The sequence below is a fragment of the Acinetobacter sp. 12966 genome (assembly GCF_031196995.1).
Taxonomy (GTDB): domain Bacteria; phylum Pseudomonadota; class Gammaproteobacteria; order Pseudomonadales; family Moraxellaceae; genus Acinetobacter; species Acinetobacter geminorum.
In genome coordinates, this window is sequence record NZ_JAVIMC010000136.1 from 195,134 (window position 1) to 207,490 (window position 12,357).

The window sequence follows — 12,357 nt, forward strand, 5'->3', positions numbered from 1 at the left end:
AGCACTAAGACAAATGTTTAAGGAGAATTTTAATGTCAGAAAGTAAACAATTTAAGCGGAGTGTTTTTTTTATTTCTGATGGAACTGCAATTACTGCCGAGACTCTTGGACATTCGTTATTAGCACAATTTCCCAATGTAGATTTTGATATTCACATCATGCCGTATATTACAACTGAAGAGGCGGCAATGGATGTGGTGGTTGAGATTAATCGATGCCAAACCAAAGACGGTTGCCTACCTTTAGTATTTGATACTTTAGTCGATCCGCATGTGCGGGAGATTATTAATACGGCTAAAGCAGTTAATCTTGATGTCTTTGAAGGCTTAATTAGTAAACTTGAGCAAGAGCTTGGGACACCACCAACAACATTGGTCGGGCAGACCCACGCGGTAACCGATTCTGAATATTATAAAGCCCGTATTGATGCTGTTCATTTTGCGCTTGATAATGATGATGGAGCACGTACTCGTCATTATGACAAAGCCGATTTAATATTAATTGGAGTTTCCCGTTCGGGTAAAACACCGACTTCTATTTACTTATCTCTTCAATTCGGTATTCGTGTTGCAAACTATCCATTAACTGAAGAAGATTTAGATGATAACCGGTTACCAGCAGTATTAAGAGCTCATCGTAGCAAGTTATTTGGTTTGATGATTGATGCTGAGCGTTTGGTCGCAATTCGTAGTGAACGTAAAGCGAATAGCCGTTATGCAAGTTTTAGCCAATGCCAAATGGAGCTAAGAGCAATTGAAGGGATTTATATTTCAGAAGGCATTAAATATTTAAACGTGACCGAAATGTCGATTGAAGAGATTTCAACACGTATTTTACAAATGACGGGATTAAAACGTCGTATTGGTTAATTTAATCAAATGCTTATTTAAACCATTCAATTTTTGTATATTAGTTAACCCGAATCGCGGATAAGAAATTGACTTGAAAAACATAAGGACTAGAGCCATCAGTTGAGTTACCACACCAAACTCACAGCTCTAGTCCTTATGTTCGATAGTACCCAATTATTTTGCGTCATTGATGATTTTTTTCTAAAATTTGAATCAATCTATTGGAAATTTCTAAAACAGAACTTTCAATGCCTAAGATGTCGACCTGCTCAGCTCAGTATTTCTGAAATTATATTTATTGCTGTTTGGTACAAGTGCTCTCATTTCAACAACTTCAAAGCATTCTTTACATCATTAAAACTGGACAAAAAACATTTATTTAAACAGCTTCCTTGTTATCAACGCATGATTCATCTGATCAATGCCCATCAACTGGCTTTACATGCTTTGCATTTCGCTTTGATGAAAGATCAGCAAAGTTCTTATTTATGGATCGATTCAACGACATTAGCTGTCTGTAAAAACCAACGAATACAACGGCATAAATCCCTAGCAGCAATTGCAACCCGTGGTAAAAGTTCTATGGGTTGGTTCTTTGGCTGTAAGCTGCATGTGCTTATGAATCAGTCTGGTGAAATGCTCAGTACAGCTTTATCTAATGGGCATACAGCAGATATTAAAATGGTTGAACAGTTAGTCAAAGGAATGACTGCCAAATTGTATGCTGATCGTGGCTATATTAGTCAAGAATTGCAGAGCACATTAAGAGTACAAAGTATTGATTTAATTACTTATCACCGAAAGAATATGAAATCTATACAGTTGTCAAAAGCAGATGAATACCATCTGAAACAACGCAAGAAAATAGAAACTTTATTCAGTTTGCTGAAAGGGACGTACAATTTAGTGACAACTAGAGCGAGAAGTGTTGCAGGCTATTTAGCTGGTATTTATGCATCTTTATGTGCTTATCAAATATGTCACCAAAATAAGCCGATAATTCGGGTTATGGAAATATCGGCTTAAGCGGGATTCGGGTTAGTTATAGATAAGTTGAATGGTTTTTTTATACATATATCTTAGTGAAAAATAAAAGTTTTAAATATAAAACAAAATGTTATTAAAAGGTTTTTATTGGTTATAAACCCGTGGATATTTTGAAACTCATTTGTAAATTTAAATAACACTATTGAAAAGAAGTGTATATTTTTTATTGTGCTAAAAAATAGTAATTATTTAATTTTTCTAAATATTTTAGAAAATCATCCATAAAAAATCCATAATTTATAAAATGTTAAATGGTTCACACTTTTTTGGTGTTGTGTGATTGATTTTTTATTTTAATTATACTTTCCCACCTCGATATGGGACTATCTGATTATCAAAATGCTAAAAAAATGTGTTTTTTCATTGGTATATATCTTGCCACTTAATTTATATGCCGCTCAAGTGGATGAATTGCGAGAGCAAGCTATTCAGACTTACAAAACTGGACAAACTCAACAAGCAATATTGAAATTAGATCAATTGCTAAATAAATACCCACATGACCAAAAATTGCTAGCTGATTATTTAGTTGTAATGTCAAGTGAAAAAAAAGATCTACTGACTTTTTCTCAGCATTTAGCAAATATTAATTATGTGACTTTTCCAGAATATGGCCAATTACCATTAATACGTAATTTGCGTGATTTTAAACACTTTAAAGATGCAATTGAGTGGTCGAACAAATTTAATATTCACAAGACATCTGATGGGCAGATTTTATTAGCAGTTTTATATGCTGAAGCCCAAGATCCTGTAAATGCTAAGGTACATTTAACAAGTATTAAGAGTAAAAATCTTACAGCTGAGCAATTTGTTCAAATTGCTTATGCATATCGACTCATTAATTCACCAGTAGATGCTTTATCTGTAATTGAGCAAGCTTATCAACAGCAACCAAACTCTTTTGCGGTTTTACAAGAATATAGTTATGACTTAGCGGCTGTAGGTTCATATAAAAAAGCTCAGCAGTTATTGCTTGCCAGCGATAAAAATGCACAAACAGAAGCGCTACAGCACTGGCTAAAAGTCAGTGAGTTTTCTCAACGTGTAAATAATGCAATTACTCGCTATAAATATCTCAATCGAGAAGGGATGTCGGATAGTGAAGGCTTTGCTGAGCTTGATGCTGTGTTGAAACAAGGTGAGCAAATACAGCCTTTGATTCAACCGTCAGACTCCAATTATTTAAGATTTCATTATGACTATTTATATGCTTTGGACTTTCGTGGGCGTAGCCGTACGGTATTAGATGAATTTACTAAATTAAATGTATCGTTAGAAAAGCTACCTGCTTATGTACGTCATGCGATTGCGGATAGTTATTTAGCAGAAAGACAACCGCAGCAGGCTGAACTCGCTTTTAAAACCTTACTTACCGAAAAAAACTATTCAGATATGACGGTATATACGGGGCTTTATTATTCTTATATTGAACAAGAAAAATATAAACAAGCTGAGCAACTTTTGAATGATGTTGATCGGTTGATCCCTACGTATAAATACAGTCAAGCCAAAGGGGTGGATAAATCAAGTCATCCTGATCGTGATGATTATATCGCTTTACAAGGCATGCATTTAGCTTATGCAAATCATTTGGATAAATCAGAAAAGCATTTTCAGAAACAAGTAGATCTTGCACCTGCTAATGAAGGTTTAATTAATAACCTTGCTCGTGTTGAGCGCTGGAGAGATAAGCCATTACAGGCGAAGCAAACAATTGATCGTTTAAATGGCTTAACGCCAGTTGCTAAAGATACGCGTATTAACCAAATGCAAAATGCCCAGGCTTTAGGGAATATTCCTGAGTGGCGCAAAAGCACAGAAAGTCTTTTGCAATATTATCCTGAAGATAGTGGTGTAGTTAAAAGTCGAAAAGAATTAGATGATCGTGATAGAGCAACCATCTCACATTCAACAACTTGGGGTCAAAGTAAAGCAGAGAACAGTGATTCTGTGAGTGGGCAAAATGGTTTGAAAGACCGAGAAATGGAAACACGTATTAATAGCCCTTGGATTAAAGATAATTATCGCCTATTTGCTTGGCATCAAGATCGCTACGGAGAATACCGTTTTGGTGATGTGCATGATCAACGTTATGGTGTTGGTGCTGAGTGGCAAGCAAACCGTAAGGCATTGTCGGCAATCTTGTCGCAAAGTACAGATGGTGGACAAGCAGGCGTTCGTCTTGATTGGTCACAATGGCTAAACGACCACTGGCAATATCAATTGCAATATGACAGTCAGGCTAATATTCCATTACAAGCAATTGATGCTGGTGAGGATGGACAAGCTTACCGCGCCGCTTTGACATGGCAAAAAGATGAGTCACGCCAAATTGGGGCAAGTTATGGCTTAACCGATATAAGCGACGGTAATAAACAACAAGAATTTTCGACCTTTTGGCGTGAACGACTATTTGATGCGCCTCATCATATTACCTACGGAACGGTACGTGGATTTTATGGCAGCAATAGCCAAGATGAGACCGCTTACTTTAGCCCAAGCAATCACTACAGTGCTGAGTTGAATTTAAGCCATGACTGGGTCACTTGGCGAGAATACGAACGCTCATTTAAACAGCATTTTGAAGCTGGAGTCGGGCTTTATAAACAAGCAGATTACTCAGCTCGACCAACATATTCTTTGCAATATCAACATCAATGGCAGCTCTCACGGACTTGGCAACTTAATTATGGAGTTGGTTGGCAATACCATCCATACGATGGTCATGATGAACAACATACCTACGGTATTTTTGGATTTGAAGGGCGTTTTTAATGAATAATATGAAGTCAAAAATGTTGAGCTGTGTGTTTGCTTCAACATTATTACCCGTACAATTTTCCTATGCCCGCATTGATACTGAATTACCAAAAAATCATACGGTTTCTTTAACTTTTCATGATGTACGAGATGATGTGCTAAAGGAAGGTGATCGTGATATTTATGCGATTCAGACCAATAATCTGGCGCAGTTTCTCGATTGGCTTAGTCAGTCGGACTGGAAATCGATTCGTCTAAAAGACATTGAAGAGGCGCGTAAGCAAGGTAAGGAATTACCTCATAACTCTATTCTACTCACCTTTGATGATGGTGCTTTGAGTAGTTATAGCCGAGTATTTCCTTTACTTAAGCAATATCAGATTCCAGCAGTTTTTGCACTTCCAACCAGTTGGTTAAATGGTAATACAAAAGCGGGTTATGAAGCCTATGGTCAAGGTAACTTGGTGAATTGGGCTCAAGTTCGTGAAATGCAAGCATCTGGCTTAGCCGAGTTTGCAAGCCATAGCGATGATTTACATCATGGTGTGTTGGCCAATCCTCAAGGTAATGAGCAACCGGCTGCGACTTCTTATGCATATTTAAAATCGCAATCACGTTATGAAACCGATGCAGAATATCAACAACGCATTTTGCAGGATTTAAAGAAATCTTATGCGGTTTTGAAAAAAGAAGTAGGGGTTAATCCTAAAGCAATTATTTGGCCATATGGTGCCGTGAATGAGCAATTAGAAAAGTTAGCACAACAGGCGGGTTTCCAGTTTTCATTCAGTTTGGGACGTGATGGAATGAATCGCGTAAGTGACTCAACTTTTAAACGTAGCTTAGTCATTGATAACCCAACAGCTGAACAACTGACAGAGGGTATGTTAAATATCCTGAACTTCGAAGAGGCAGATTTATTTAAGCAGCCACGTCATTTTGTGAGTATGGATTTAAAGCACTTAGCAGCGCAACAAAACTCTCAGACTGATGAAAAATTAGGGCAGTTGCTATCAAAACTGTATAGCTTGAAAAACAACGCTTTAATCTTAAAGCCTTTGGAAGATAAAGATGAAGATGGGCAATATGATGTTGCCTATTTCCCTACAAATAAAATGTCTGTTCAACAAGATATTTTAAATCGTAGCTTATGGCAGGCTCAAACCCGTGCAGGCCAATCTGTAATATTAGAATTGCCTGCTTATCCGCAAAAGGATAAACCATTTTTAGCTTCAGATTTGGCTAAAGATATTGCACGCTTTAACAGTAATTTAAGTGGTATTCAGCTTAATGCAGGATCATCTTTAAATTGCGCAATGCAAAAAGTAACAGTGCAAGAAAGCAGTTGCATTGAACAATCAAAACAACTCGAACAACTGAGTCAATTGACTAAAAAAGCGGTCAAACCTTATTTAAATATGAGTAATCAGGCACAGTTTAGTTTATTACTTACACCTGATTTAGACCATATCGAAAATCTACCTGAGCTTATAAAAGCACTTTTGTTAAAACATGATTTAGTCAATTTGAAGTTTGATGTGATTGGTAAGAAAAAACAATTTAATCAGTTGTTAACGCTCTTAAATACACTTAATGAAAATGATAAGCAAAGAATAATGCTGACTTTAGTATTACCAGAAAACTCGCAAAAAAATGCTTGGGAAGAGGTTCAGCAAGGGCTCTTTTCTATTCAGCGAATAGGAATCCAGAAATTCGGTATTGATGGCTATGACTTTGAAAAATCAAAAGATGTTCATCAATATTTATATAATCCGATTAGTCTGAATGCTAGCCCTGTGATGTATCAGCCTTTTGCTGGATTGGTAGAGGGGAAAAAGTAATGAGGGTATTACTCGATATTCTATTTGCTTTTGCTTTTTTATATCCCTTACTGATGGCTTGGACATGGATGGTAGGGGGACTTTGGTTTTTCTTTAAAAGAGAATACCGTGAACAAGCACTTCCCGAACCGACTAGTGAAGGATGCAGTATTATTATTCCGTGTTTTAACGAAGAAGCCCAAGTGCGGCAAACAATTCGTTATGCGCTACAAACCAAATATCCAAATTTTGAAGTGATCGCCGTCAATGATGGAAGTAGTGACAGGACCGCCGAAATTCTCGATGAATTGTCAGCGCAAGATTCACGACTTCGGGTTGTACACTTAGCAGAAAATCAGGGTAAGGCCGTAGCTTTAAGATCGGGAGTACTGGTTAGTAAATACGAATATCTTGTGTGTATTGATGGAGATGCGTTGTTACATCCGCATGCGGTACTTTGGTTAATGCAGCCATTTATTAACTTCCCGCGAATTGGTGCTGTAACGGGTAATCCACGAATTTTAAATCGATCTAGTATTTTAGGAAAATTACAGGTTGGTGAGTTTTCTTCGATTATTGGTTTAATTAAACGTGCACAACGTACATATGGTCGTATTTTTACTGTGTCTGGTGTGATTGCTGCATTCCGTAAAACTGCACTCGTTCGAGTCGGTTTTTGGTCTGACGATAAAATTACCGAAGATATTGATATTTCATGGAAGTTACAACTCGACCATTGGGATATTCAGTATATTCCACAAGCGCTTTGTTATATCTATATGCCAGAGACATTCAAGGGGCTGTGGAAACAGCGTCTTCGTTGGGCGCAAGGAGGGGTGGAGGTTCTTATAGAATATATTCCACAGATGTTTAAATTGCGTGTTCGTAGAATGTGGCCAGTCATGATTGAGGCGCTAGTCAGTATTATCTGGTCTTATGTGATGATTATGATCTTCACGCTATTTTTTGTTGGATTATTTGTTGAACTACCTCAGCAATGGCAGATTAAAACGCTTATGCCACAGTGGTACGGTGTGATACTAGGTGGAACATGTCTGATTCAGTTTTTGGTTAGCTTGTGGATTGATCAGCGCTATGACCGCAGCCGCTTCTTTAGAAACTATTTTTGGGTAATCTGGTACCCATTATTTTTCTGGCTGCTTACTTTATTTACAAGTGTTGTGGCGGTACCAAAGACTTTATTTAACACTAAAAAACGTGCCCGTTGGGTGAGCCCAGACCGCGGCTTCCGTGGAGATAACCCATGAAACCTGAGGAAAACAAGGATATAGAGACTTTAGATATCCCCGAATATATTGATCAACCTGAATATGTGAAAAATAAAACAGCAAACTATACATTGCAAACTATTGGGTGGATTTGTTTGATGTGGTTGCTTTTTCCATTGGTTTCACTGTTTTTATGGGTTTTTGAAGGGCACTTAATTTATGATTATGTCTGGGTTGATCATCTATCAGAAGTTAAGACTTTACTACATTTAGCCCTACTGATCGGAATTAGCGCGCTCATTTTAATTTTGTGGGCAAGTTATAACTGGATTAGGTTTAGTGGTGAGGATCGACGAGCTAAAGCGCCTAATAGTTCTGTTGAATTATTAGCTGCCCAATTCTTGGTTACTCCCGAAATGTTAACTGAGTTGCAAGAAAAACAGCGAATCATTTTGCATTACGATGATCATGGTAATTTGCAAAAATATGAGTAAATAAAAAAGCATGGCCTAAACCCATGCTTTTTTTACTTTTATGGGATTGTTCTGATAATAATATCAACGGGTTGTTCTATACCATCCATGCTGTGAATAGATCTATTGGTAATTTTAACAATTGGCCAAGTTTGTAATTTACAGTTGGTTTTCTGAAGTGCTGCATAATAACTGTCGGATTTAAAAAATACTTTTTTCGTGGTTGCAGTATTGGGAGTCAAAAGACGCTTAAGCCATGGTTCGTTTACTTGAGTTTCTAGAAAACGTAATGCCAGAATGCTTTTAACACGATTGTTAAATAACCTGCGGTTTTTGATAATAAGTGGGTGGGTAATTAACTTATGTGTACCCACCTGACTATGGGGCAAAATAAAATGAGGGGTGATTTGGAAGACAGTCACAAATTTTGCTTGCTGACAGACTTTTTCAAGATGAGTCACGCTATCTTGATTTGTACCAATAATCGCGACAGATGAATGTGAAAAGTCAAACTCTTTAATTGATGTTGATGAAATCACTTGACCAGTAAAATCTTCGAAATCTTGAGAGATATTCTGAAAAATCACTGATTTTGAAGTGTTATTTTTAATATTAATACTCATTTTCCAAAAGTCCTTTTGGTTTTTTAAATCATGATGTTTTTATCGTTTTAATATAAATAACCAAGCAGGAAGTTGGGGTAAAGTCTTTTCAGATAGATGGTCATCCCATACTCGAAATCAATTCAAGTATGGGAACTTGAAGTAGAGTTTAATGTTCTGTTTTTACATTCATGAGTTGTGTGAAGCTTTCTAAACGTTTAACTGTATCGTATACATCACATGTAAAAATAAATTCATCAACATCGTATGTAGCTAATAACTTTTGTAAGCCAGCACGAACCGTATCTACAGACCCAATTTGTGCCATTGCATAGAAGTTTTCGACAGAAAGTTGTTCTGCTGTATTCCACAATCCCTGCATTGATTCAACTGGTGGTTTAAGTTTTAAGCTTTCGCCACGAATTAAGCCTAATACACGTTGGTATGCACTTGTTGCTAAAAACTGTGCTTCTTCATCAGTCTCTGCTACAACAACAGGTACACCCATAGAAACGTAAGGTTTATCTAAATAAGCAGAAGGTTCAAAGTTCTCTCGATAAAGTTGAATGGCTTGACCTAGCATACGTGGTGCGAAATGAGAGGCAAACGAGTAGGGAAGTCCAAGTTTTGCCGCGAGTTGTGCACTAAATAGGCTAGATCCAAGTAACCAAACAGGAACATGTGTGCTTTGTCCCGGTGTTGCAATAATTTTTTGTCCAGCTTGAGGTACATCGAAATATTTTAAGATTTCGACAACATCTCTAGGAAATTGATCTTCGGTTTCTTGATGGCCACGACGTAAAGCTCGCATAGTGAGTTGATCTGTACCAGGAGCACGACCTAAACCAAGTTCAATACGATTTGGATATAAAGTAGCAAGTGTTCCAAATTGTTCGGCGACAACTAAAGGGGCATGGTTAGGAAGCATAATCCCGCCTGAACCTAAGCGAATATGCTGTGTATGTGCTGCAATAAAACCAAGTAAGACAGCGGTAGCTGAACTTGCGATACCATCCATGTTGTGATGTTCAGCAAGCCAGAAACGTTCATAGCCTAGTTTTTCTGCATGTTGTGCCAATTCTAATGCGTGACGTAATGAGAATTCGATGGTTTTATCATTACGAATAGGAGCAAGTTCTAAGATAGAGAACTTGGTATCTTGAAGTGATCGCATGCGATATTCTCGAATAAGGATATATCGAAATAATACGATATATGGGGTGTGATGTATATCGTTTTTTTTCGATATTAAATTTTATCTATCAATAAAAAAGCACCCGAAGGTGCTCTTTTGATTACTCTGTGAATTAGCGGTTTTTGTACCAACCACGGTGTAAGCCATTGTCATGGCGACGGCTACCGCCTTTATAATAACGACGGTCACCATCGTAATATTTACGGTCATCACGATCGTAACGTCCGCGGTCATAACGGTCATCGTAGTTACGATCTTCAGCAACTTTACGACCTAATGCAGAACCACCAGCGGCACCTACTGCTGCACCGATGTATCCACCGTTGGTACCGCCCATATTTTTGCCGACTGTATAACCAGCACCACCACCTAAAGCACCACCAATTGCAGCTTCTGTACGATTACGACGATCACTTGCTGCTGCTGCGCCACCAGCACCACCTAAAGCAGCACCGATTGTTGCACCAGATGTACCACCAATACTTTTACCGATTGCAGTACCCACTACACTACCTAAAGCAGAGGTTGCAGCAACACGTGTGCCATTGTCTGCATGTGCAACTGTAACAATTGAAGATGTTGCAATTAATGCACTAGCTAACCAAATATTCATTTTCATCTTGGAACTCCATGTCCTTTTACTGAAAGGACAGTATTTTTATCTTGAGGTAAATGTAATAAAAAATTTCGTAATAATTATGGAGAACCCAAAAGGCGTTACGATAGTTTTGTGTCTGTTTGTAGTGTTTATATTAATTTATGGATAAACCATGAGCATACGGAATATGAGCGTATAGCTTCATCACAATAAAAAAGCACCCGAAGGTGCTTAAATATCTGTTCGTCAAATTTGATTAGTGATGACGACGGTGTTTTTTCTTCCAGTGTTTAGAAGATTTAGTTGTATAGCGGTCTTTAGAAATTTTATTACCTAAAGCAGAACCACCCGCAGCACCTAAAGCAGCACCGACATAACCACCGTTTGTACCACCCATGCTTTTACCAACGGTGTAACCGGCACCACCACCTAAAGCACCGCCAATCGCAGATTCAGTACGGTTACGACGGTCGCTCGCAACAGCTGCACCACCAGCACCGCCTAAAGCAGCACCGATTGTTGCGCCAGATGTACCGCCCATACTTTTACCAATTGCAGTACCAGCTACACTACCCAAAGCAGACGCAGCTGCTACATGTGTTGTATTGTCAGCATGTGCCACAGTAACCATTGAAGTTGCTAGAACAGCGCTACATAACCAAGCATTTAATTTCATTTTTGACTCCGTGTCCCCAGTTGCAGGACCCTATATCTTTTGTTAGAGCAAATGTAACAAAAGACTTCTCCTTAAATGTGGAGAACCTTGATTCGATTATTGGAGTTTAGTGTCTGGTTTGTATGCTTTCTATTAAAATAGAATATTTAATGCCCATGTAGAAAAAAGTGATTCTAATTTAACTGGCCCCAAGTTCATCTATTCTCAGTTGAGCATAAGAAATCTATAAAAGCTCTTGTGGCAGAAGACATATGTTTATGTTGTGCGTAAAGTAAAGAAAAGGGGCGTGTATGACCTGCATAACCTTCAAGTAAAGGATGTAGTTTTCCTTGTTGAATTTTTTCATCAACAATAAAGCTGTAACTTTGACATATTCCTAATCCACTTTCGGCAAGTGATACTACTCCTAAAATATCTTCTTTTATCAAAATCCTATTTGTTGGTGTCCACTGAATTTCTTGATCTACATTCTTAAAGAACCATGGAATGACCTTACCACTGCTCGGTAATTCAAAAGCAATACATTGGTGATGATTTAATTCTTCCAAGGTTTGAGGAACACCCATACGTTTTAAATATTCGGGTGAGGCAACAAGTTGAAGAGGTGCAAGTTCCAGAGGTCTGGCAATAAGTGTGCTATTAGGAAGCTGACCTTGACGAATAGCTAAATCAAATCCTTCAGCAATTAAATCAACGTTTCGATTAGAAATACTAACTTCAATTTGAATGCTGGGATATTGCAAAAGAAATTGCTGTAATAAGGGTGGGAGGCGATAATGCCCATAGGTGGTAGGTACACTTAATTTAATTTTGCCAGAAATTTGCAGTTGTTCACCCTGAATATCACGCTCTGCATGGTCAATTAACTGAAAGGCGTACTGCATTTTCTCATAATAAAGCTGACCTGCTTCAGTGAGACTCAAATGGCGAGTTGTTCTTCTAAAAAACTGGATACCTAACTTTTTTTCCAGTCGCGTAATTGTTCTACTAATGACTGAAGGAGTCGTGGATAAATAGACTGCAGCCGCACTAATAGAAAGTTTCTCAGCCACAATTAAAAACACTTCTACATCTGCAAGATGGTCAAATTGACGAGACATTTT

General features: G+C 37.9%; 11 protein-coding genes. 6 read left to right on the forward strand and 5 right to left on the reverse strand.

Annotated elements, in window-relative coordinates:
• Positions 1–32: 32 nt before the first annotated feature.
• From RFW85_RS19840 to pgaD, 6 genes are all read left to right on the forward strand, one after another.
• On the forward strand, positions 33–869 hold the full coding sequence (locus RFW85_RS19840; protein ID WP_002119749.1) for a pyruvate, water dikinase regulatory protein: 837 nt from the start codon (positions 33–35) through the stop codon (positions 867–869).
• A 138-nt stretch (positions 870–1,007) separates the two neighbouring features.
• Positions 1,008–1,877, forward strand: a complete 870-nt coding sequence (locus RFW85_RS19845; RefSeq protein WP_170249801.1) for an IS982 family transposase — start codon at positions 1,008–1,010, stop codon at positions 1,875–1,877.
• A gap of 360 nt (positions 1,878–2,237) precedes the next feature.
• On the forward strand, positions 2,238–4,676 hold the full coding sequence (gene pgaA / locus RFW85_RS19850) for a poly-beta-1,6 N-acetyl-D-glucosamine export porin PgaA (protein WP_170248087.1): 2,439 nt from the start codon (positions 2,238–2,240) through the stop codon (positions 4,674–4,676).
• A complete protein-coding gene (gene pgaB / locus RFW85_RS19855; RefSeq protein ID WP_170248088.1) occupies positions 4,676–6,502 on the forward strand; it encodes a poly-beta-1,6-N-acetyl-D-glucosamine N-deacetylase PgaB in 1,827 nt (608 codons plus the stop codon). Before pgaA ends, pgaB begins: the two co-directional genes overlap by 1 nt.
• A complete protein-coding gene (pgaC, locus tag RFW85_RS19860; protein WP_170248089.1) occupies positions 6,502–7,749 on the forward strand; it encodes a poly-beta-1,6-N-acetyl-D-glucosamine synthase in 1,248 nt (415 codons plus the stop codon). Before pgaB ends, pgaC begins: the two co-directional genes overlap by 1 nt.
• Positions 7,746–8,204, forward strand: coding sequence for a poly-beta-1,6-N-acetyl-D-glucosamine biosynthesis protein PgaD (gene pgaD, locus RFW85_RS19865; protein ID WP_170248090.1), 459 nt, complete (start codon positions 7,746–7,748; stop codon positions 8,202–8,204). The genes pgaC and pgaD overlap by 4 nt, the downstream gene beginning before the upstream one ends.
• 38 nt (positions 8,205–8,242) lie before the next feature.
• Here the strand turns inward: pgaD and RFW85_RS19870 are convergent, their stop codons facing one another.
• From RFW85_RS19870 to RFW85_RS19890, 5 genes are all read right to left on the reverse strand, one after another.
• On the reverse strand, positions 8,243–8,806 hold the full coding sequence (locus RFW85_RS19870; RefSeq protein ID WP_309171807.1) for a flavoprotein: 564 nt from the start codon (positions 8,804–8,806) through the stop codon (positions 8,243–8,245).
• 148 nt (positions 8,807–8,954) lie between these two features.
• Complete coding sequence (locus RFW85_RS19875) at positions 8,955–9,959, reverse strand: LLM class flavin-dependent oxidoreductase (protein ID WP_170248092.1); 1,005 nt, start codon at positions 9,957–9,959, stop codon at positions 8,955–8,957.
• 133 nt (positions 9,960–10,092) lie between these two features.
• Complete coding sequence (locus RFW85_RS19880; protein WP_170248093.1) at positions 10,093–10,599, reverse strand: hypothetical protein; 507 nt, start codon at positions 10,597–10,599, stop codon at positions 10,093–10,095.
• A gap of 235 nt (positions 10,600–10,834) precedes the next feature.
• Complete coding sequence (locus RFW85_RS19885) at positions 10,835–11,254, reverse strand: glycine zipper domain-containing protein (protein WP_017398518.1); 420 nt, start codon at positions 11,252–11,254, stop codon at positions 10,835–10,837.
• A 194-nt stretch (positions 11,255–11,448) separates the two neighbouring features.
• Positions 11,449–12,354 carry a LysR family transcriptional regulator gene (locus tag RFW85_RS19890; protein ID WP_170248094.1) on the reverse strand — a complete coding sequence of 302 codons (906 nt, stop codon included), beginning with the start codon at positions 12,352–12,354 and terminating at the stop codon, positions 11,449–11,451.
• Positions 12,355–12,357 lie beyond the last annotated feature (3 nt).